The organism is Vibrio sp. 10N.286.49.C3, from assembly GCF_041469545.1.
GTDB classification, from domain to species: Bacteria; Pseudomonadota; Gammaproteobacteria; order Enterobacterales; family Vibrionaceae; genus Vibrio; species Vibrio tasmaniensis_A.
The window spans coordinates 55,455-76,022 of the sequence record NZ_JBFRKT010000010.1 but is presented as its reverse complement, the minus strand read 5'-3'; the positions used below and the strand labels follow the sequence as shown (position 1 = coordinate 76,022).

21 protein-coding genes are annotated in these 20,568 nt (G+C 41.3%); 14 read left to right on the top strand and 7 right to left on the bottom strand.

Annotated elements, in window-relative coordinates:
• Positions 1-8 precede the first annotated feature (8 nt).
• Genes coaD through AB4180_RS06180 form a run of 4 tightly spaced genes read left to right on the top strand, consistent with a single transcriptional unit; the run spans position 9 to position 3,031 of the window.
• On the top strand, positions 9-497 hold the full coding sequence (gene coaD / locus AB4180_RS06195) for a pantetheine-phosphate adenylyltransferase (protein WP_102248991.1): 489 nt from the start codon (positions 9-11) through the stop codon (positions 495-497).
• Between the two features lie 18 nt (positions 498-515).
• A complete protein-coding gene (locus tag AB4180_RS06190) occupies positions 516-1,472 on the top strand; it encodes a glycosyltransferase (RefSeq protein ID WP_009847968.1) in 957 nt (318 codons plus the stop codon).
• Positions 1,462-2,349, top strand: coding sequence for a hypothetical protein (locus AB4180_RS06185; RefSeq protein WP_012603051.1), 888 nt, complete (start codon positions 1,462-1,464; stop codon positions 2,347-2,349). Before AB4180_RS06190 ends, AB4180_RS06185 begins: the two co-directional genes overlap by 11 nt.
• Positions 2,350-2,356: 7 nt before the next feature.
• Positions 2,357-3,031, top strand: coding sequence for a CatB-related O-acetyltransferase (locus AB4180_RS06180; RefSeq protein ID WP_102248990.1), 675 nt, complete (start codon positions 2,357-2,359; stop codon positions 3,029-3,031).
• Between the two features lie 61 nt (positions 3,032-3,092).
• On the opposite strand, the gene lpxM is transcribed toward AB4180_RS06180, so the two are convergent.
• Together lpxM and rfaD are read right to left on the bottom strand one after the other, a co-directional pair.
• Positions 3,093-4,046 (bottom strand): lauroyl-Kdo(2)-lipid IV(A) myristoyltransferase, encoded by a 954-nt coding sequence (gene lpxM / locus AB4180_RS06175; protein ID WP_012603053.1) that lies wholly within the window; start codon positions 4,044-4,046, stop codon positions 3,093-3,095.
• A 75-nt stretch (positions 4,047-4,121) separates the two neighbouring features.
• The gene (rfaD, locus tag AB4180_RS06170; RefSeq protein WP_041472718.1) at positions 4,122-5,063 is read right to left on the bottom strand and encodes an ADP-glyceromanno-heptose 6-epimerase; all 942 of its coding nucleotides are present in this window, start codon (positions 5,061-5,063) and stop codon (positions 4,122-4,124) included.
• 343 nt (positions 5,064-5,406) lie between these two features.
• Between rfaD and rfbB the strand changes: the two genes are divergently transcribed.
• The 5 genes from rfbB (at position 5,407) to AB4180_RS06145 (ending at position 9,781) form a co-directional block, all read left to right on the top strand.
• The gene (gene rfbB / locus AB4180_RS06165; protein WP_102248989.1) at positions 5,407-6,501 is read left to right on the top strand and encodes a dTDP-glucose 4,6-dehydratase; all 1,095 of its coding nucleotides are present in this window, start codon (positions 5,407-5,409) and stop codon (positions 6,499-6,501) included.
• A complete protein-coding gene (gene rfbA, locus AB4180_RS06160; RefSeq protein WP_102248988.1) occupies positions 6,501-7,388 on the top strand; it encodes a glucose-1-phosphate thymidylyltransferase RfbA in 888 nt (295 codons plus the stop codon). Before rfbB ends, rfbA begins: the two co-directional genes overlap by 1 nt.
• On the top strand, positions 7,388-8,269 hold the full coding sequence (rfbD, locus tag AB4180_RS06155) for a dTDP-4-dehydrorhamnose reductase (protein ID WP_102248987.1): 882 nt from the start codon (positions 7,388-7,390) through the stop codon (positions 8,267-8,269). The genes rfbA and rfbD overlap by 1 nt, the downstream gene beginning before the upstream one ends.
• A 4-nt stretch (positions 8,270-8,273) precedes the next feature.
• The gene (rfbC, locus tag AB4180_RS06150; RefSeq protein ID WP_102248986.1) at positions 8,274-8,831 is read left to right on the top strand and encodes a dTDP-4-dehydrorhamnose 3,5-epimerase; all 558 of its coding nucleotides are present in this window, start codon (positions 8,274-8,276) and stop codon (positions 8,829-8,831) included.
• Positions 8,832-9,142: 311 nt separating this feature from the next.
• Positions 9,143-9,781 carry a TetR/AcrR family transcriptional regulator gene (locus tag AB4180_RS06145; RefSeq protein WP_102249043.1) on the top strand — a complete coding sequence of 213 codons (639 nt, stop codon included), beginning with the start codon at positions 9,143-9,145 and terminating at the stop codon, positions 9,779-9,781.
• 302 nt (positions 9,782-10,083) lie between these two features.
• Here AB4180_RS06145 and AB4180_RS06140 read toward each other — a convergent pair whose 3' ends face one another.
• The 5 genes from AB4180_RS06140 to AB4180_RS06120 all read right to left on the bottom strand — a co-directional run bounded on the left by AB4180_RS06140 (position 10,084) and on the right by AB4180_RS06120 (position 14,610).
• On the bottom strand, positions 10,084-11,235 hold the full coding sequence (locus AB4180_RS06140) for a murein hydrolase activator EnvC (protein WP_277869260.1): 1,152 nt from the start codon (positions 11,233-11,235) through the stop codon (positions 10,084-10,086).
• A 73-nt stretch (positions 11,236-11,308) separates the two neighbouring features.
• Positions 11,309-12,130: a serine O-acetyltransferase gene (gene cysE, locus AB4180_RS06135; protein ID WP_102248984.1), complete on the bottom strand. Its 822-nt coding sequence runs from the start codon at positions 12,128-12,130 to the stop codon at positions 11,309-11,311.
• Between the two features lie 262 nt (positions 12,131-12,392).
• Positions 12,393-13,430 (bottom strand): NAD(P)H-dependent glycerol-3-phosphate dehydrogenase, encoded by a 1,038-nt coding sequence (gene gpsA / locus AB4180_RS06130; RefSeq protein WP_102248983.1) that lies wholly within the window; start codon positions 13,428-13,430, stop codon positions 12,393-12,395.
• Positions 13,431-13,608: 178 nt separating this feature from the next.
• Positions 13,609-14,076: a protein-export chaperone SecB gene (secB, locus tag AB4180_RS06125; RefSeq protein ID WP_009847959.1), complete on the bottom strand. Its 468-nt coding sequence runs from the start codon at positions 14,074-14,076 to the stop codon at positions 13,609-13,611.
• A gap of 99 nt (positions 14,077-14,175) precedes the next feature.
• Positions 14,176-14,610, bottom strand: a complete 435-nt coding sequence (locus tag AB4180_RS06120) for a rhodanese-like domain-containing protein (RefSeq protein ID WP_102248982.1) — start codon at positions 14,608-14,610, stop codon at positions 14,176-14,178.
• 306 nt (positions 14,611-14,916) lie between these two features.
• Between AB4180_RS06120 and manA the strand changes: the two genes are divergently transcribed.
• The 5 genes from manA to AB4180_RS06095 form a co-directional block, all read left to right on the top strand.
• Positions 14,917-16,119 carry a mannose-6-phosphate isomerase, class I gene (gene manA, locus AB4180_RS06115; protein WP_102248981.1) on the top strand — a complete coding sequence of 401 codons (1,203 nt, stop codon included), beginning with the start codon at positions 14,917-14,919 and terminating at the stop codon, positions 16,117-16,119.
• Positions 16,120-16,242: 123 nt separating this feature from the next.
• Positions 16,243-17,643, top strand: coding sequence for a mannose-1-phosphate guanylyltransferase/mannose-6-phosphate isomerase (locus AB4180_RS06110; protein ID WP_017097367.1), 1,401 nt, complete (start codon positions 16,243-16,245; stop codon positions 17,641-17,643).
• Complete coding sequence (cpsG, locus tag AB4180_RS06105) at positions 17,643-19,028, top strand: phosphomannomutase CpsG (RefSeq protein ID WP_017097366.1); 1,386 nt, start codon at positions 17,643-17,645, stop codon at positions 19,026-19,028. Before AB4180_RS06110 ends, cpsG begins: the two co-directional genes overlap by 1 nt.
• The gene (locus AB4180_RS06100; RefSeq protein WP_017097365.1) at positions 19,028-19,822 is read left to right on the top strand and encodes an ABC transporter permease; all 795 of its coding nucleotides are present in this window, start codon (positions 19,028-19,030) and stop codon (positions 19,820-19,822) included. The genes cpsG and AB4180_RS06100 overlap by 1 nt, the downstream gene beginning before the upstream one ends.
• Positions 19,822-20,568 (top strand): ABC transporter ATP-binding protein (locus AB4180_RS06095; RefSeq protein ID WP_133151861.1); only part of this gene is annotated, 747 nt, incomplete at its 3' end. The genes AB4180_RS06100 and AB4180_RS06095, both read left to right, overlap by 1 nt.

The window sequence follows — 20,568 nt, the reverse complement described above, 5'->3', positions numbered from 1 at the left end:
GGAATGTCATGAAAATAGCAATATACCCAGGTACTTTTGATCCAGTGACTAACGGCCATTATGACTTAATTAAACGTGCCGCATGTATGTTTGAAAAACTTGTCATTGGTGTCGCAGAGAGCCCAAGTAAAGCCACCTTATTTAGCTTAGATGAGCGTGTGGCCTTATTGCGAGAAACTTGCCATGAATTACCTAATGTTTCCGTTGAAGGTTTTAGCGGTTTACTGGTTGATTTCGCGACCGAGCAAAACGCCTCAATTTTGGTGCGTGGCTTAAGAACGACAATGGACTTTGAGTATGAATTTGGTTTGACGACAATGTATCGTCGATTAAAACCAGAACTAGAGAGCCTGTTTTTGACACCTTCAGAAGAGTTTGCTTTTTTATCATCAACATTGGTTCGTGAAGTCGCTATTCATGGTGGAGACATAGAGCAATTTGTTCCAGAGTTTGTTCATCAAGCTGTTGTCGCTAAAGTAAAAGCTTTTAAAAATTAAGTAATTATGAATATTCTAATGTATACAAGAGCCACGTTACCTGTGGTGAATTATGGTGGAACCGAACGAGTCATTTGGGACTTAGTTTATGCTTTGCATCTTGCCGGGCACCGAGTGACGCTGCTCGCTGGTAAAGGAACAAAGTGTGATTGGGCGAGAGTCATAGAGTATCAACCGAATGTACCACTGCAAAGTCAGCTTCCAAATGATATTGATGTTGTGCATTTCCACTCTGATCTTGAGCCTATCTCTTATCCCTACATTTTAACGCAGCATGGTAATTCAGACGGCCCTATTGACCCTAATACCGTCTTTGTTTCATCTCAGCATGCAAAAAATCATGGTGCACAAGCTTATGTTTACAATGGCTTGAATTGGGACAACTACCAAAAGCCTAACTTTAACTTGAAACGAGAACGTTTCCATTTTCTTGGGAAAGCGGCGTGGCGAGTTAAAAATGTTCAAGGTGCCATTGATATTACCAAGAAAGCTGGCCAGCAGCTTGATGTGTTGGGCGGCCATCGATTGAACCTAAAAATGGGTTTCAGGTTAACGTTAGATCGTCATGTTCGTTTTTTAGGGATGGTGGACGATACAACGAAATCTCAGATCATGACTCAGTCAAAAGGTCTGATATTCCCCGTGACTTGGCATGAACCGTTTGGCTTGGCGATTACAGAGAGTTTGTATTTTGGTTGCCCAGTGTTTGGTACACCTTATGGCTCACTGCCGGAATTAGTTTCTAGTGAGGTAGGTCTTTTATCGAGCTGTGAACAAGATCTCGTAGAAGGGATCTTAAATTCTGACACCTATGAATCTGCTCGTTGTAATGAATACGCGAGAGAGCAATTCAATGCCAATGTCATGGCTGCAGCGTATGTTAGTTATTACGAGAAGGTAGTTGAAGGTAATAAAGCCAATAGTGCATTAGGAAGTATTGTCGAGTCTTTTAAAAGGTTGCCTTATGAACGATAAATTGAAACCGAAACTGGTTTTTGTAGGCTATAAGCAACAGTATGAAAAACTAGAAATTGATGTCCTATCGTCTGATTATGAAAAGCATCATATTTTCCTAAGTAAGTGGCTAGTTAAATTAGTTTCCTTTTTATTTTTCTATAGTAAAAAACACTATCATGAGGCTTATGGAGCGATCATAAGACGAAAAATAAAGGCACTAAATGGCTTCGATGTCATATTCACCACCGATTCTCTGAGAGATATAAAGTCGATATCAAAGATTGATGGGAGGAAGGTGATTGTTTTTAGAAATGTCACAGATGGAAGCCTGAACCACCACCTAAAAGGTTTTGAAACATATACTTTTGATGAGGGTGATGCAGCAAAGTATGACTTTAAGCATATTTACCTACCTATGCCTCAACTAAAAATCATCGATGAGATAGAAAAATCGTCTGATTTCGATGTTTCTTTTGTCGGCGTGGATAAAGGAAGGAAAGAAAAGGTTCAGAAAATAAAAGGTGCATTAGATGGTTTTAAGTGCAATTTTATTGTTTTTGACAAGAAACCGTCTTATTCCTATGTTGAATACCTAACTGTGATGCTCAATACCAAATGTGTATTGGAAATGGTTCTTGATGGACAGACGTCTGATACTATGAGGGTTAAAGAAGCGTTATATGCTCGAAAAAAAGTAATCACGAATAATACGAGTCTTTACAATCACCCTTTACACTCAAAAGATAACTTTCTTATATTTGACTCTCTAAATGAACTTGCTAGTAATATTGAAGGCTTTATCTCTAGCGACTTTGACGAATCAGTTTTGATTAAGCTTGAAGATTACACTGTTGATGGTTTTTATCACAAACTCCTATCTGGCAATGGCGAATAGACTCATTATGAAAAAAATCATACGCAAGATTAAGAAGCTAATATTCATTCGTGCTCAAAAAAAACAGAAGAATTTCCTTTCTCGAAAATCAAACTTTACAGACACTCAATTTGAAGGCTGTAACTCTGTAGCAAGCGATTGTGATGTGAATGCTTCATATATTGGCTTCGGTACTTATATTGATACTCATTGTAATATGAACAATGTCAAAATAGGTCGTTTTTGCTCGATTGCTAATAATGTGAAAATTGTCCTAAATAACCACCCGGTCAATGATTATGTGTCGACTCACCCTTGCTTTCATCGAGCAGATCATCGATTGATGCAAAAACAAGGGTTGGATTTTAACAAAGGTACTATTTACTCGCATACTAAGTATGTTGAAGAGCATTACCAAGTTGTTGTTGGATCCGATGTTTGGATTGGTGAAGACGTGAAAATATTCCCAGGAGTGGCTATCGGGCATGGTGCAGTGATTGCAACAGGTTCTATTGTGACCAAAGATGTAGAAGCATTTAGTATTGTGGGTGGTGTTCCAGCGAAGGAAATTAAGAAGCGCTTTACTGAAGAGGAAAGGGAAGCTCTTTTAATGGAACAGTGGTGGGAATGGCCACTTGAAAAAATCAAAGAGCATCAAGGTGCCTTTATTAATATCAAAGATTTTAAGTTATTGATTAGTTAGAAACTTCTAACTAATCAATCGGGTCTATATGCCTACGTGTAGGTTTATACCCATATGTAGGTTAATACCCCACATATGGGTCTTGTCCATTCCTACGTGTTTTTAACAACTTTAAAATCCACATGTACTGCTCAGGTTTCGGATTAACAAAACCTTCAACGACTTCATTCATTGCCCTAGCGTCTTGATGTTCATCGCCGGATAACTCAATGGGTGCTTTGATTTCAATTTCGTATTTACCCGTCTCAATATTATAGCTGGCAAAGGTTGGAACGATCTTCGCTCGGCTTACTTTTGCTAGTTTTCCAAGTCCGGGCAAGGTTGCTTTTTCAGTCGCAAAGAAATCTGAGAATACACTTTGCTCTGGGCCATGGTCTTGATCTGGCAGGTAATATCCCAAGTAGCCATCTTTGACTGATTTGATAAATGGCTTAATGCCTCCACTGCGATCATAAACTCGTCCGCCATACTGAACTCTTTGCTTGTGCATGAGCCAATCGGTCAGAGGGTTTTTCTGGCTATTTGCCATCGCAGAAACGGGTAAGCCTCTTGAAGCTAAAAGGATAGCCGGAATGTCGATGCACCAAGAGTGAGGTACGAGCAAAATAGCACTTTGATTGTCTTTTTGTAGCTGTTGTAAGTGTTCTAATCCAATGATTTCTGAGTGTTTTTCAAGCCAACGTTTACTGCGTAATGATATGGCAGGAAAACCAAGTAAAAAGGCGCCAGCAGTTGTTAGGCAATTGGTTAGAATGGTTTCACGCTCTTGAACAGACTTTTCTGGAAAACAAAGCGCGAGGTTTATACGTGCCTTTTGTACTGAGCCACGTTGCTTCTTCGCCATTTTTGTCGCCACGAATTTTGCTATGGCTACTCGAATCGAGTTTGGCAGCAAAGAAATGGGTAGACATAGGCATAGCCCGAGCCAAGTTCCCCAGTGTTTTGGTGATAAAAACGCACTGATGAATTTGGGGTTGTATGCTTTAGGATCGTAGTCGTCGCGTTGAGTTGTCACTGTAAACCTTTAACTGGCGATATATATTGAACAAGCTAACAGTATACCGTTAGCTTGTTTTCGGGAGAGTGTAATCTAGCGATTAACTGACTGCATGTACTCGCTGACGCCTTCAGCAACCGATTTAAATTGAACATCGCAACCGGCATTACGCAACTTAGTTAAATCAGCTTGAGTAAACTCTTGGTAAGCACCTTTCAAATGCTCAGGGAATGGGATAGTTTCAATCTCTCCCTTACCGTGATGTTTAATCACCGCTTTTGCGACTTCTTCAAATGATTCGGCATTACCTGTACCTAGGTTGAAGATACCTGATACGCCATTTTTTAAGAACCACAGGTTTACGGCCGCAACATCACCAACATACACAAAATCACGCTTGAAGGTTTCGCTTCCTGCGAATAATTTCGGGTTTTCACCAGCGTTCATTTGATTGTTTAGGTGGAAAGCGACAGAAGCCATGCTGCCTTTGTGCTGTTCACGTGGACCGTAGACATTGAAGTATCGAAACCCAGTGATTTGAGAAAGCGTTTCGTTGTGTGCGGTTGCATCTGCAGTTAAGCGACGCACATAGTTATCAAATTGCTGTTTTGAATAGCCGTATACGTTTAGCGCGCCTTCGTACTGCGGCTCTTCAATAAAGGTATCGGTTTCACCATAAGTGGCAGCAGAAGAAGCATACAAGAACGGAATCTCGCGCTCGATACAGTAATGCAGCAACTCTTTCGAGTATTCATAGTTGTTGAGCATCATGTATTTGCCATCCCACTCGGTGGTCGCAGAACATGCACCTTCATGGAAAATTGCTTCAATATGACCGAAATCATCACCAGCCATAACTTGAGTTAGAAAGTCATCACGATCCATGTAATCGGTGATATCTAGGTCAACCAGGTTCTTAAATTTTTTGCCATCTTTTAAGTTGTCGACAACTAGAATATCGTTGTGGCCTGCTTCATTGAGTGCCTTAACAATATTGCTGCCAATCATGCCTGCACCACCAGTTACGATAATCATATTTCTTCCTACTTTTTTGAATACAAACTCACGCGAGTATAGCAAGGAACAAACGAAGCGAGCTAGCGGAATAATTCTTTAATTCTAGTGTGATATGATTGTGTTAATCTAGTCATTATTACTTATCTCAAACTCGAGTTTATGGAGGCTAGTATGATAGTTCTCTACTTTACGAGTTTGTGCGAAGGTCATCGCATGAGATTTATTGCGGTAGTAATTGACTCGGAGCTATTTGAGTTAATGAAACTTAGAGTTGGTGCTAATAGCTCAAACTCTACTTGAATAGCGAGCGACTGAGTTACACAATGAAAAGAGTTTTGTCACTTTATATTTTAGGGTTTTTATGAAGATATTAGTCACAGGCGGTGCTGGTTTTATCGGTTCTGCGGTCATTCGTCACATTATTAACGATACATCTGATAGTGTTATTAATGTCGATAAATTAACTTATGCAGGTAACTTAGAGTCTCTTGTTGAGCTTGAAGACCATGAGCGCTATGCATTTGAAGCGGTCGACATTTGTAATCGTACTGAACTAGACCGTATATTTGAACAGCATAAACCCGATGCGGTGATGCACTTGGCGGCTGAATCTCATGTTGACCGTTCGATTGACGGCCCTGCTGCATTTATCGAAACTAATATTGTTGGTACATATACATTACTTGAAGCAACTAGAGCCTATTGGAATGAGTTTTCTGAAAGTGATAAAGCTGCTTTTCGTTTCCACCATATCTCTACTGACGAAGTCTATGGCGACTTAGAAGGTACGGATGACTTGTTTACCGAGACAACATCGTATGAGCCATCAAGCCCATACTCAGCTTCAAAAGCATCTTCTGATCATCTCGTCCGAGCTTGGCTACGTACTTATGGTTTACCAACCGTTGTAACTAATTGCTCAAATAACTATGGGCCTTATCATTTCCCAGAAAAGCTCATTCCATTAATGATTTTGAATGCTCTAGACGGGAAGCCTCTGCCTGTGTATGGCAATGGTATGCAAATTCGTGACTGGCTGTTTGTCGAAGATCACGCGAGAGCGTTGTACAAAGTGGTAACTGAAGGCGAAGTGGGGGAAACCTACAATATTGGTGGTCATAATGAAAAAGCAAACATTGATGTTGTAAAAACGATCTGTTTATTACTTGAAGAGTTGGTTCCAAATAAGGCAGAAGGTGTGGGTAAGTACCTTGACTTAGTTACTTATGTCACTGATAGACCTGGGCATGATGTACGTTATGCAATCGATGCGTCAAAGATTGAACGTGAATTGGGTTGGAAGCCTGAAGAAACGTTCGAATCAGGTATTCGTAAGACGGTTGAGTGGTACTTAGATAACAAGCAATGGTGGTCACGAGTATTAGATGGCTCATATGCCGGCGAACGTTTAGGTGCGTTTTCTGGAATGCAGGAAAATGAAAAGGTAATCAAATAATGAAAGGTATTGTCCTCGCGGGGGGATCAGGTACACGTTTGTATCCTCTGACTCGTGGTGTTTCTAAGCAGCTATTGCCTATTTATGATAAACCAATGGTGTTTTACCCCATTTCGACGTTAATGTTGGCTGGTATTAAAGATATCTTGATTATCACGACACCTGAAGACAATGCTGGTTTTCAACGCTTGCTAGGTGATGGCTCTGATTTTGGAGTTAACCTTGAATACGCAATTCAACCAAGTCCAGACGGTTTAGCGCAAGCTTTTATCATTGGTGAAGAGTTTATTGGTGATGATAGTGTTTGTTTGGTGTTAGGGGATAATATTTTCTATGGTCAGGCTTTTTCTAAAACTCTAAAAAATGCCGCTTCAAGAGAGTCTGGTGCTACCGTATTTGGTTATCAAGTCAAAGATCCCGAGCGTTTTGGCGTGGTTGAATTTGACGAAAAAATGAAAGCCGTTTCGATTGAAGAAAAGCCAGAAATACCCAAATCTAACTATGCGGTGACCGGATTATATTTCTATGATAACCGAGTTGTTGAAATGGCGAAGCAAGTGAAGCCATCTCATCGTGGAGAGTTGGAAATTACCACTCTCAATGAAATGTATCTAAATGATGGCTCTTTGAATGTGGAACTATTAGGCCGTGGTTTTGCCTGGTTAGACACTGGTACACATGAAAGTCTTCATGAGGCTTCATCTTTTGTTCAAACTATTGAAAATGTACAAGGGCTTAAGGTTGCTTGTTTAGAAGAGATTGCTTGGCGCAATGGTTGGTTAACTGATGAGCACATGTTAACACTCGCTAAACCAATGATGAAAAATGAATACGGTCAGTATTTGACTCGTTTAGTCACTGGCCTTCAACATAAGGCAAAGGCTTAATGCGCGTACTAATTACTGGCTGTAATGGTCAAGTTGGCTCTTGTCTAGCTAAGCAACTGACTAATAATGAGAATACATTGGTGTTAGCGCTTGATAGAGAGCATCTTGATATTGCGAGCCAAGAGTCAGTTAATGCAGTTGTTACCGAATTTCAACCCACGATTATTATCAATGCAGCGGCGCATACTGCGGTTGATAAAGCTGAAGAAGAAGTTGAACTTTCTTATGCGATTAATCGTGATGGTCCCAAGTTCTTAGCACAAGCTGCGCAAAATCTAGGGGCTGCGATTCTACATATTTCGACGGACTATGTCTTTGAAGGCAATAAAGTAGGGGAGTATCTAGAGAGTGATATCACAAACCCACAAGGTGTTTACGGTGAAAGTAAGTTAGCCGGTGAAATAGCTGTTACCGAAGCGTGTGATAAACATATCATCCTTCGTACTGCTTGGGTGTTTGGTGAAAATGGCAATAATTTCGTTAAGACCATGCTTCGTTTAGGTGAAAATCGAGACACATTGAGTATCGTAGGTGACCAGTTTGGTGGACCTACGTATGCAGGTGATATCGCAAGTACCTTGATCAAAATCGCTAACCTCATTAATCAAGGTGATGTGGTGGAATATGGTGTTTATCACTATTCGGGTCTGCCGCATGTGAGTTGGTTTGAATTTGCTGATGCTATTTTCAATGTTGCAGTCGAGCAAGGCGTTATTGCAAATAAACCGAACCTAACGAGCATTCCTACCGACCAATATCCCACGCCAGCAACGCGTCCAAGCAACTCTCAATTGAGTACAGAAAAAATCACGACCCTTTTCTCGGTCGGGCCTAGTGACTGGAAGGCGGCACTAAGCAATATTAAAGCGTACGCAGGATAAGAGCATGAAAGTAATTGATACCCGCATACCTGATGTGAAAATTATAGAACCCAAAGTGTTTGGCGATGAGCGCGGATTTTTTATGGAAACTTGGAGCCAAAAACAATTTGAAAAGTTAGTCACAGGTAAGCCAACACAATTTGTACAAGATAACCACTCTAAGTCTAAGCAGGGAACCTTGCGCGGTTTGCATTATCAAACTAAAAATACCCAAGGTAAGCTGGTCCGAGTTGTATCGGGTGAAGTGTTTGATGTTGCTGTTGACATTCGAAAAGACTCTGCGACCTTTGGTCAATGGGTTGGAGAGCTTCTTTCCGAAGAAAATAAGCGTCAAATGTGGGTGCCCGAAGGTTTTGCTCATGGTTTTTATGTGACGAGTGAAATGGCTGAGTTTGTTTATAAGTGTACGGATTTTTATAACCCAGGTGCGGAAATGTCAATCGCGTGGAATGATCCGGGGTTGGATATAAAATGGCCTTTAAATCAAGATGTCCCTGTTGAATTAGCAGAGAAAGATCGTTATGCATTATCTTTTGAAAAGGCTTTAAATTGGATGCTGTAGTTTATATCGCATAGTTGCTGCGGTAAGCGAAAAATATATATGGATACAAACTAAATCAACAGAGGTTCGGGTTTACGACAGGTAATAGAAGACCCATACACCAGAAATCTGTAAGGCCTTAGTTATAGAAAGGGTAGTGTTTTATTAACGTTCGAAGGCGTTACCGATTCGATGCACTCAAGATGGTTGTCTGCTAAGTGCTGAACTTAGCCTGTTTTCGTCAAAGCTAATTCGACCAGATGTGAACAGGTCGATCTATCTGTTTAGTGGCGATATACTGAACCACTAAACGGATAGGGATACTAATGCTAATGAAAACACGTGACAAGATTGTTTACGCAGCTCTAGAGCTTTTTAATGAGCACGGCGAGCGTAGTATTACGACCAATCATATTGCTGAACACATCGAAATCAGCCCCGGAAACCTCTACTACCACTTCCGCAATAAACAAGAAATTGTACGTGATATCTTTACTCTCTACTCGACAGAGTTACTTGAAAGATTTACTCCGATTCAAGGGCAGCAAGAAAGTCTGACGCTACTAAAAAGCTACTTAGATTCAATCTTCACATTGATGTGGAAGTACCGATTCTTCTATGCGAACCTGCCTGAAATATTGTCTCGTGATGAAAAACTGCATCTTGATTACATGGCCGTTCAAGAAAAGCTGCAAACGAATCTTGTGGATATTATGAGAGCCTTTGTTGAGTTGAACTTGCTAAAAGCAACAGATACAGAAATGAAGTCGATGGTCACATCTCTTCACTTGATTGCATCGGGTTGGTTGGCGTATCAGTCGGCGATGTCTCCAAAATCTCAAATTACGGAGCAAGTTGTGCACCAAGGAATGCTGCAGATGATCGCCACGGTTAAACCGATTGCAACTCCTCAAGGCTTTGAGCAACTGACATTGCTAGAAGATGGTGTAAAAGCGCTGAATAGCAAATAAAAGCGAAGATGTGGGTAAGCGGTAAGCGGGATTCGGGTAACGAGAGCGGGAAAGCGCAGATTCGAGTGGTGGGATATAAATCGTGACGTCATTCCCTACAGCGAGGAACGAGCGTGATAGGGAATCTCTCTTTATCCTCGAGGGGAGCAATCTCAAGCGAGATTCCAAATATTTAGTCCCTCAATTCTGGAATGACGAAGTTTTATAAGTGATGGTTCCCGGGCTGAGGGGGTATATGTTTCTTTTCTTAGAGCCCACTCTTCACCTCATACATCTAGGTTACACGAATACTGAATCCGTTCTTATCTCACCAACCATCTTTTCGGGTTTTGAGCTTGGCTGTTTCTACGAATTTCGAAGTACAGCGATGGGCGGGTTTGACCACCAGTGTCACCTGCAAGCGCAATAGCCTCACCAGCTTTAACTTTATCGCCTTCCTTTTTTAGTAGGGCTTGGTTAAAGCCATAAAGTGTCATGTCGCCTTTACCGTGGTCCAGCAGTACCACTAAACCATAACCACGCAAATATTCGGCGAATACGACGGTTCCTGAGTAAACAGATTTTACCTGCTGACCGTATTTCGCTTTGATCACCATGCCTTTCCAATTTACTTGGCCAGTTTGGCGTGAGCCGTAGTTATGCAGAACTTTATCTTTGATTGGCCAAGGCAGTTTACCTTTACGTTTGGCTAAGCCATCCATAGGGACAGCATTGCGTCTCTCTCGTGCGGCTTTTTCTGCTTTCGCTATTTCGGCTTTTAGGCGAGTTTCATTACGTTGAAGTTCGGCTAAGTAATTTTTGTCGCCAGAGATGTTTTTCTTAATACTGCCGACGGTCTTTTTACGCTGTGTTTGGGTCTGCGATAGTTTGTTGCGCTTTGCTACCTGTTGATTTAACAGCGTTGCTATTTGTTCTTGCTCAAGCTGGCGTTGCTTATGGCTCTCTTCTAATTCAAGTTGAGTTTGTTCGATCGTTTTGATTGTTGCAGAACGCGCTTTGGCGAGGTGTTGGTAATAGTGACTAATGCGGTCTTCTTCAACGCCAGTATTTAAGATGTGAGAAGAGGCTTTAGCTCTGCTGGTCATGTAGTAAGTCTGAATCAGCTGCTCTAACTTATCGGTATGGGCTTTTTTCTGTGCTGTAAGCGCTTTAATCTTATTATCTAAGCTAGCAACATTAGTATTGGCGGTATTGAGTTGTTTTTTACTTGTTTTAATGGCTTTTTCAAGCAAGGAGATAGAGAGCTCTTGCTGCTTGAGGTTTGCTTGTAAATTGTCGAGCTTCTTCTGTTGTGAGGATAGTGTTTTTTGTTGGCGAGATATCTCACTCGATACACCTTTCAGTTCCCCTTTCGATGCGGCAAGTGGCGATGCAGAGAAAAAAACAGCGCAAAGGCTGGCAGATATCAAAAGAACAGTGCTAATTATTTGGACTGGTTTCATCATTATCGTCATGTTGCTCTTATTAGTTCTTAGCATCTGCTCTTAAGTTTTTCGTATCTCGGTTCATCGAACCTACAATCAGCTCTTAAATCCCATCACCATGGATGAAGTTTTGCGAGCGGCCATTGAAGCCTTGGTCCATATCTAAAGAGGGCTTATCTGTTTTCGGTTTTCCGACAACTTTTGCAGGAACGCCTGCGACTGTTGTATGAGGTGGTACGGCTTGTAGTACAACAGAGCAAGACCCAATCTTCGCGCCTTCACCAACTTCAATATTGCCCAGGATTTTAGCACCAGCCCCAATCATCACACCTTCGCGAATCTTAGGGTGACGATCGCCGCCTTCTTTACCGGTACCACCAAGGGTCACGTCTTGAAGGATCGATACATCATTTTCGACGATAGCAGTTTCACCAATCACGATACCAGTGGCGTGGTCGAGCATGATAGCTTTACCGATACGAGCCGCTGGGTGAATATCAACTTGGCAAGCAACTGAAATTTGGTTTTGTAGGTAAGTGGCAAGCGCAATACGGCCTTGTTTCCATAGCCAATTCGCTACTCGATAACCTTGAAGTGCATGGTAGCCTTTAAGGTACAGCAGAGGCATCGAGTACATCTCGACCGCAGGATCCCGATTTACCGTTGCGCAAATATCACAAGCAGCAGCATCAATAATCGATTGATCCTGCTTAAATGCTTGCTCAACTACTTCACGGACTGCCATTGCTGGCATTGAAGCTGTCTTTAATTTGTTTGCTAGGATGTAGCTAAGGGCTGCACCTAAACTTTCATGGTTGATGATCGTGGCATGATAAAAACTCGCAAGCATAGGTTCTTGCTCTGACTGCTGTCGAGCTTCCTTCACTATGCATTGCCAAACTTTTTGCTGTTCACAGTGTTTCATTTTTCCATCCATTCTTTTAAATCAGATACGCGTAGCGACATGAGAGATACGAAGAGCTTAGAAAAGCCAATTAGCGTAAATGAGATTCCAGATACTTCATTCTTCAATGACGAGCATTATATTAACGTCATCTTCAAGAGTGAGGAACGAGCGAGTTGGAGAGCTTTGTTCGGGTCATTTACTTTATGCTATTCGCATCTTGATTACCCGTACCTCTAACTCTCTTCGTATCTCGCTTACTCTAATTTCGTACCTGCTCTTACTATCTTTCTGACTTTTTGTCTCTAGCAAGCAGATCTTGCGCTGCTAGGTGTGCATCTTTCCCTTGATACAACACTTGATAAATCTGTTCAACAATAGGCATTTCAACGCCCATACGTTCTGATAGTAACCAAACTTCTTTGGTGTTGCGATAACCTTCCACTACTTGGCCAATTTCGTCTTGTGCTGTATCTACATCTTTACCTGCGCCAAGTGCCAAACCAAAGCGACGGTTACGTGATTGGTTATCAGTACAGGTTAGCACTAGGTCACCCAGTCCAGCCATGCCCATGAAGGTTTCTGGTTGCGCACCAAGAGCTGCGCCTAGTCGACTCATCTCAGCTAGACCGCGAGTGATAAGTGCAGTACGTGCATTGGCACCAAAACCAATACCATCCGACATGCCAGCACCAATGGCGATGACATTTTTCACTGCACCACCAAGTTGCATGCCAATAAAATCTGAATTTGCGTACACACGGAACGTTTTGCCACAGTGAATTTTTTCTTGAAGTTGCTCAAGGAATTCTGCATCAGGGGAAGCCACAGAGATTGCCGTTGGCATACCCATCGCTAGCTCTTTGGCGAAGGTAGGTCCTGATAGAACTGCTAACGAGTACCCATCGCCAAGCACATCGTGAGCGACATCTTTTAGCAGGCGACCAGTTTCCGGCTCTAAACCTTTAGTTGCCCAGCAGATACGAGAACAATCTGTTAAGTGAGGCTTAAGGCTATTTAAAACGATACCAAACACGTGGCTAGGGACGACAACAAGAAGATCACGACTTGCTGTTACTGCCTTCCCAAGGTCTGACTCGATGATTAGGCTTTCTGGGAAGTCGATATTTGGTAGAAATTCATTATTTGCGCGCTCGGATTCGAGACGAGCCATGTGAACAGGATCATGCCCCCACAGAACAACGTTTGCACCGTTACGCGCTAGAGAGATAGCTAGAGATGTTCCGTAAGAACCTGCGCCAATTACTGCCATGGCGATCTCTTTGCCGTAAGCGTTTGTCGAGTGAGTTGTTTCTGTCATGCTTCCACCTAAAAATAATGAGGGAAATCGAAGAGTCTTGGAAAAGCTATCCACTAAAATCAGAGGAGCTTTCAATTTTAGTACAGTGTAAAGAAAAAATGCACATCGCAGAAGTTGCGATGTGCATTTAAAAGCTAACTAGCGCTTGAATCGTTAGAGTTAAGCTCTAATTTGAGACTTAAGCTTGTTCGCCTTCAGCTTGTTGAGCTTGGTTTTGTAGGTAGTTCATGAACAAAGCATCAAAGTTAACTGGTGCTAGATTCAGTTGTGGGAACGTACCTTTAACCACTAGGCTAGAAATCGTTTCACGAGCGTATGGGAACAGGATATTCGGGCAGAATGCACCTAGGCAATGAGCTAGTTGGCCAGCTTCCATTTCGCTTGCAGAGAAGATGCCGCCTTGTTGAACTTCACAAAGGAATGCAGTGTCTTCTGCGTTTTTAACCGTAACCGTTAGACGTAGGATTACTTCGTACACGCCTTCGCCAAGTTCACGGCTTTGAGTGTCTAGGTCCAGTTTTACATCTGGGTTCCACTCTTTTTGAAACATGTCTGGAGAGTTTGGCGCTTCGAAAGATACGTCTTTTAGGAAGATACGTTGGATTGCGAAGTTTTGTTGTGCGTCTTGTTGTGCTGCTTCAGCCATTTTCTTGTCCTTAAAAATTTATAATTAGGTTTCGTTCGCCATCTCTGTTGAACAAAACCTTAAAGTCATATTCGTTTAGTTAGGTCAGCTTACCTTTAACTACTTTTTACCTTTCACCAAAGGTAGGTTAGCTTCGCTCCAAGCCACTAAGCCGCTTTTCAGCACGCTTACGTTTTCGAAACCAGCTTTAACCAGTAGGTTAGCGCTTTCTTGAGCTGTTTGACCTGTCTTACATACTACGATGATTGGGTCGGCTTTGTGGCTTTCAAGGCTACCAAAGCTATTTGCTTTGATATCTGACGGCAAAATGTGAACTGCGTCAGTAATATGGCCCTTTTTGAACTCATCTTTAGTACGAATATCAACCACAACGCCGTTTTCACGGTTAATCATGTGTGTGGTTTGCGCTGGCGTGATCTCTTTGTAAGCTGCGTTTGATGTCTTGATAACGTTCGCAATGATGGCAACAACCAAGCCGATCCATACGATGGCTAAAATCATATTCTCTTGAACAAATGGAACTAACTCTTGCATATCTTGAACTCTTATTCGTTATTGGGCGAAAAATTATAGGGTAGGAGTATAGCGAGGTTTTGGGTTTGGTGTATATAGAGCCGAAGTCATAGTTAGGTTCTTACCATTTAGACCTCAAAGCCATTACTGTGATTGGTAAGAGGAGAAATAGAATTTTTTTTGCTTCCTACTGAGACATTGGAGATAATAACATAAGTATTAAGCCATTCCTGTATATGCGTAGTGTGATTTCGCCTGATTATCAAAGGGCGGTAGCATGCCTATTTTTTGAGGTGGCTAAAATTTAAGGTGTCAGGAATTACATAAATGTTTGAAGCTGAAAAAGAAAAAAAATTTTTTGAGATGGATAATGTCATTCAAAATTTTGCTTGGGGTAGTAAGTCTTCGTTTAATCAGTTATTTGATATAGATAACATTGGCGATGAACCACAAGCTGAAATGTGGATGGGGGCTCATCCAAATGGGTGCTCAAAGGTTCAAAGTAGCGACTTAAAAGTATTATTGTCTCAATTGATTGATGTTCACAAAGATGAGTTTCTATCAAAGCAGATAAGTGAGAAATTTGGAGAGTTACCGTATCTATTTAAAATTCTAGCCGCTGAAAGTGCACTGTCTGTTCAAGTGCATCCGAGTAAAGAGGAAGCTGAGCTTGGTTTCCACAAAGAAGAGCAAGCTCAGGTTCCTCTTTCAGCTCATCACAGGAATTATAGGGATTCGAATCACAAACCTGAACTGGTTTATGCTTTAACTTCTTATCAAGCTATGAATGGTTTCCGAGCAATCCCTGAGATTATTTCACTATTTTCAGGTGTTGGGGTTCCACAGTTAAGTGAGTTGCTTGAACATTTTAATGCAAACCCTTCTTCAGAAGGACTTCGTGAGTTTTTTGTAGGTATCCTCTCACTGGAAGGGGATAACAAAGTCGAAGCCGTCGACTCATTAGTTTCCCAAGTTGAGGATAATGTAACCCAAGAGTTGTCTTCACTAATCTTAACATTGTCAGATCAGTATCCTGGTGATGTCGGCTTGTTCACCCCATTAATGCTCAATGTCATTACTTTGGAACCTGGAGAGGCGATGTATTTAGATGCCAGAACGCCCCATGCCTATTTAAAAGGGACGGCATTAGAAGTTATGGCTAATTCTGATAATGTTCTTAGAGCAGGTTTAACCCCTAAACACATTGATGTTCAAGAACTCGCTAGTTGTACTCTTTTTGAGGAAAAGCCGTTTGATGCGCTAAAGTTAGCGCCGATAATTGAGAATGGTGTTCTCACTTATCCCGTTCCGGTTCCTGATTTCAGATTCTCTGTTTATGAAAACCCGAATAATGAGCTTGTTTGTCCAGAAAGTGCCGAGATTTTATTGCCGTTGGATGCTGAACTGACGTTAACTCATGACTCTGGTGAGGTTGTGACGTTGAAAAAAGGAAAGTCAGTTTTCATACCAGCATATGTTGATGAATATCGTATATCTTCGAAAGGAAATGTAGCTAAAGCTCATTGTTAATCCAGCGTATGACAACCAACTGTTGAGTAGTTTGGCGCTGTTTTTAAGCTATTTATTGTTATCCCTTGCTCTGACAACGAAGCAGGGGCCAAAGTATTGATTACAAATTAAAGAAGAAAAATTATGTTTATACCTGTCATTATGGCTGGGGGTTCTGGATCTCGTTTATGGCCTCTGTCGCGTTCAGCGTTTCCAAAGCAATTTTTAGCGCTAGATAATCACAATTCATTAACGATGTTGCAGTCCACCTTAGATCGAATTAGTGGTATGTCGGCTTCTGAAGCGATCATTATTTCTAATGAGGACCATCGTTTTGTGGTTGCGGAGCAACTTCGTACTTTTGGGCAGGAAGCTCGTATTATCTTGGAACCTGCAGGGCGAAATACAGCACCGGCTATTGCATTGGCTGCAATGCAAGCTATGGCGCATGGTGATGATCCTGTGATGCTTGTTCTAGCCGCTGACCACATAGTACAAGATACGGAAGCGTTTCAAGATTCAATTCGTAAAGCTCAGGTTGTTGCAGATGCTGGTAAGTTAGCAACCTTCGGTATAGTACCAACTGCACCTGAAACGGGGTATGGCTATATTAAGCGAGGATCTAAAGAAGGTGATGCAGCTTATGTTGTAGACAAGTTTGTTGAAAAACCTCAACTAGAAGTTGCTGAACAATACGTTGCAAGTGGAGAGTACTACTGGAATAGCGGATGCTTTATGTTCAAAGCAAGTATCTTTCTTGAAGAGCTTAAGAAATATTCACCAGAAATTCATGAGTGCTGTTTAAAAGCAACAAATGGCACGACAGAAGATATGGACTTTATTCGTGTAGATAAGAGTGAATTCTTAAAATGCCCGGATGATTCGGTTGATTATGCTGTAATGGAGCGCACCGACAAGGCTGTAGTCGTTCCAATGGATGCCGGCTGGAGTGACGTTGGTTCATGGTCCGCGTTATGGGAAGTTTCAGAGAAAGATAGCTCTGGAAATGTGATTCATGGAGATGCGATAACAGAGGATACTGAAGGGTGTTACATTTACGCTCCGAATAAACTGGTAGCTTCTGTTGGAGTAAAAGACATCGTTGTCGTGGAGACCAAAGATGCAGTTTTGGTCGCTCACAAAGACAATGTTCAACAAGTGAAGAAAATTGTTGAGCATCTGAAGGCCGAAAACCGAGCTGAATTCAGAGAGCATAGAGAAGTTTACCGCCCTTGGGGTAAGTCTGATGCAATTGATGGTGGTGACCGATACAAGGTGAATCGTATTACCGTACAACCAGGTAAAAAACAATCACTCCAGATGCATTATCATCGGGCAGAACACTGGGTCGTTGTTTCTGGTACTGCCAAAGTAAGTAGCAATGGCGAAGAACAAATTATCTCTGAAAATCAGTCACTCTACATTCCAGTTGGCGTAAGTCATATGGTTGAAAACCCAGGTAAAATACCACTCGAGCTTATTGAAATACAATCAGGTTCATACCTAAACGAAGACGACGTAGTACGTTTAGAGGAAAGTAAATAATGACAAAGTTAACATGCTTCAAAGCTTATGATATTCGCGGTCAGCTAGGCTCAGAACTCGATAATGACATCGCGTACCGAATCGGCCGAGCTTACGGTCAGTTTTTAAAAAGTGAAAGTGCAGATGAAAAAACCATTGTTGTTGGAGGTGATGTTCGTCTTACGAGTGAAGAACTGAAACTCTCTTTAGCTAACGGTTTGATGGAGGCGGGTGTTCACGTTCTAGATATTGGCTTATCAGGTACGGAAGAAATCTACTTTGCAACCTTTCATCTAGGTGTTGATGGTGGTGTAGAGGTTACAGCTAGTCACAACCCTATGGATTACAATGGTATGAAGCTTGTTCGTGAAGGAGCAAGACCAATTAGTGGTGATACCGGGTTACGAGATATTCAAACGTTAGCGGAAAACAATGACTTCATTGACGTTGCTGTTAAAGGAACCTACAAGCAAATTAATGTTTTGAAAGAGTACACCGATCATTTGATGGGATATATTACGCCAGCTAATATCAAACCGATGAAACTGGTGATCAACTCTGGTAATGGCGCTGCAGGGCACGTGATTGATGCTCTTGAAGAGCGTTTTCAAGCACTGAATATTCCGCTGGAACTTATCAAAGTTCACCATGAGGAAAACGGTAACTTCCCTAACGGTATCCCAAACCCATTATTGCCAGAATGCCGTGCAGATACAGCAAATGCCGTAAAAGAACATAAGGCTGATATGGGGATCGCCTTTGATGGTGATTTTGACCGTTGTTTCTTATTTGATGAAAATGGCGACTTTATCGAAGGGTACTATATTGTAGGTTTACTCGCAGAAGCGTTCTTACAAAAAGAGAAAGGCGCGAAAATTATTCATGATCCTCGCTTATCTTGGAACACTATTGACGTTGTCTCTAAAGCGGGCGGTGTTCCTGTAATGTCGAAAACCGGTCATGCCTTTATCAAAGAGCGAATGCGTAAAGAGGACGCCATTTACGGTGGAGAGATGAGTGCGCATCACTATTTCCGTGATTTCGCGTATTGCGATTCAGGTATGATTCCTTGGTTGCTAGTAACCGAGCTGTTGTCAGTTAAAAGCATGAAGCTTTCAGAAACGGTTTCAGAGCGTATCAGCGCATACCCTTCATCTGGCGAAATTAACTCTAAGCTAGATAATCCACAAGAATCAATTGCTAAGGTTTTAGAGTCATACAAGTATGATGCCTTAGTTTTTGATGAGACGGATGGAATTAGTTTAGAGTTCGCTGATTGGCGCTTTAATTTACGTTCTTCAAATACTGAGCCTGTTGTGAGGTTAAATGTTGAATCTCGATCAGATATCGAGTTAATGGAAGAAAAAACTAAAAAAATACTAGATTTGTTAAAGGCCAGTCATTAATGAAAGGGTTATTATTAGCAATTTATAATTACAGAGGCTTTATTGTTGCTAGTGTTAAGCGAGACTTTCAGTCTCGCTATCAAACGAGTATGTTAGGCGCTGCTTGGTTGATATTACAACCTTTAGCAATGATACTTGTATATACATTAGTCTTTTCTCAAGTAATGAAAGCTAGGCTTCCTGGCGAAACTGGCCCATATGCTTATAGTATTTACCTTTGTGCTGGTGTTTTAACGTGGGGGCTGTTTGCAGAAATAATAGGCAGGAGTAAAGGCGTTTTTATCGATAATGCTAATCTACTGAAAAAAATGTCTTTTCCGAAAATATGCTTGCCTGTAATAGTTGTTATCTCATCAACAATTAATTTTTTTATTATTTTCTCCTTATTTATTATTTTCTTGCTATCAATTGGTCAATTCCCAGGTAGTCTTATTTTCGATTTCTTAATTGTATTGACCCTGCAAATTATACTAGCTTCTGGGATTGGGATTATTGTTGGTATTTTGAATGTTTTCTTTCGAGATGTAGGACAATTTGTTGATGTGTGTCTTCAGTTCTTATTTTGGTCTACGCCTATTGTTTATGCTATTGATATAATATCTGATGAATTACATTCAGCCATAATGCTAAACCCAATGGCTAGACTAGTATCATCTTATCAAGAAATATTTGTACACAAGCAGTCGCCAGATTGGCAACTTTTATTTCCTGTATTAATTTTTGCGATATTTTGCTGTTTAGTCGGTCTAACTTTGTTTCGTAAACATTCTTCAGATATGGTAGATGAATTGTAATGGGTAAAATCACAGTTAACAATGTTGGAAAAGCATATAAATTATACAACTCAAGGTTTGCTCGGTTTATTGAATGGATATCGCCATTTACTAAACACAAATTGAAATGGATTTTAAGTGATATCAATTTTTCTATTGAACCCGGAGAAGCCGTTGGTGTAGTTGGTATTAATGGTGCGGGTAAAAGTACACTACTAAAAATGATAACGGGAACAACTCAACCTACTGACGGAGATATCATGGTTGAGGGGCGCATTGCTGCGTTACTTGAACTTGGCATGGGCTTTCACCCTGATTTCTCTGGGCGACAAAATGTATATATGGCTGGGCAGCTTCAAGGGCTTACCAGTGAAGAGATTGATTCATGCTTCTCTGATATTGAAAGCTTTGCTGATATTGGTGATTATATCGATCAACCAGTTAGGGTGTATTCAAGTGGGATGCAAGTTCGATTAGCATTTGCTGTTGCAACTGCAATTAGACCAGACATACTCATTGTTGATGAAGCACTATCCGTTGGAGACGCTTCTTTCCAGCGCAAATGCTTTCGTAGAATCGAGGAATTTCAAGATAAAGGTACCACCTTACTTTTTGTGACTCACGACATTGAAAGTATGAAACGGATTTGTGATAAAGGCCTTTTATTAAACAACGGGAAATTGGCAGCCTTTGGAGATGCAAAAAGTGTTGCTGATCAGTATGAAAAAGAACTATTTAACTCCGATAATGAAATAGACAGTTTAGAT

Excerpts from the sequence above, each read along its gene's own strand:
- coaD (WP_102248991.1), top strand. The coding sequence starts at position 9 with ATGAAAATAGCAATATACCCAGGTACTTTTGATCCAGTGACTAACGGC.
- AB4180_RS06190 (WP_009847968.1), top strand. The coding sequence starts at position 516 with ATGTATACAAGAGCCACGTTACCTGTGGTGAATTATGGTGGAACCGAA.
- AB4180_RS06185 (WP_012603051.1), top strand. The coding sequence starts at position 1,462 with ATGAACGATAAATTGAAACCGAAACTGGTTTTTGTAGGCTATAAGCAA.
- AB4180_RS06180 (WP_102248990.1), top strand. The coding sequence starts at position 2,357 with ATGAAAAAAATCATACGCAAGATTAAGAAGCTAATATTCATTCGTGCT.
- rfaD (WP_041472718.1), bottom strand. The coding sequence starts at position 5,063 with ATGATTATCGTAACTGGTGGTGCAGGCATGATTGGCAGCAATATTGTT.
- rfbB (WP_102248989.1), top strand. The coding sequence starts at position 5,407 with ATGAAGATATTAGTCACAGGCGGTGCTGGTTTTATCGGTTCTGCGGTC.
- rfbA (WP_102248988.1), top strand. The coding sequence starts at position 6,501 with ATGAAAGGTATTGTCCTCGCGGGGGGATCAGGTACACGTTTGTATCCT.
- rfbD (WP_102248987.1), top strand. The coding sequence starts at position 7,388 with ATGCGCGTACTAATTACTGGCTGTAATGGTCAAGTTGGCTCTTGTCTA.
- rfbC (WP_102248986.1), top strand. The coding sequence starts at position 8,274 with ATGAAAGTAATTGATACCCGCATACCTGATGTGAAAATTATAGAACCC.
- AB4180_RS06145 (WP_102249043.1), top strand. The coding sequence starts at position 9,143 with ATGAAAACACGTGACAAGATTGTTTACGCAGCTCTAGAGCTTTTTAAT.
- AB4180_RS06140 (WP_277869260.1), bottom strand. The coding sequence starts at position 11,235 with ATGACGATAATGATGAAACCAGTCCAAATAATTAGCACTGTTCTTTTG.
- cysE (WP_102248984.1), bottom strand. The coding sequence starts at position 12,130 with ATGAAACACTGTGAACAGCAAAAAGTTTGGCAATGCATAGTGAAGGAA.
- gpsA (WP_102248983.1), bottom strand. The coding sequence starts at position 13,430 with ATGACAGAAACAACTCACTCGACAAACGCTTACGGCAAAGAGATCGCC.
- secB (WP_009847959.1), bottom strand. The coding sequence starts at position 14,076 with ATGGCTGAAGCAGCACAACAAGACGCACAACAAAACTTCGCAATCCAA.
- AB4180_RS06120 (WP_102248982.1), bottom strand. The coding sequence starts at position 14,610 with ATGCAAGAGTTAGTTCCATTTGTTCAAGAGAATATGATTTTAGCCATC.
- manA (WP_102248981.1), top strand. The coding sequence starts at position 14,917 with ATGTTTGAAGCTGAAAAAGAAAAAAAATTTTTTGAGATGGATAATGTC.
- AB4180_RS06110 (WP_017097367.1), top strand. The coding sequence starts at position 16,243 with ATGTTTATACCTGTCATTATGGCTGGGGGTTCTGGATCTCGTTTATGG.
- cpsG (WP_017097366.1), top strand. The coding sequence starts at position 17,643 with ATGACAAAGTTAACATGCTTCAAAGCTTATGATATTCGCGGTCAGCTA.
- AB4180_RS06100 (WP_017097365.1), top strand. The coding sequence starts at position 19,028 with ATGAAAGGGTTATTATTAGCAATTTATAATTACAGAGGCTTTATTGTT.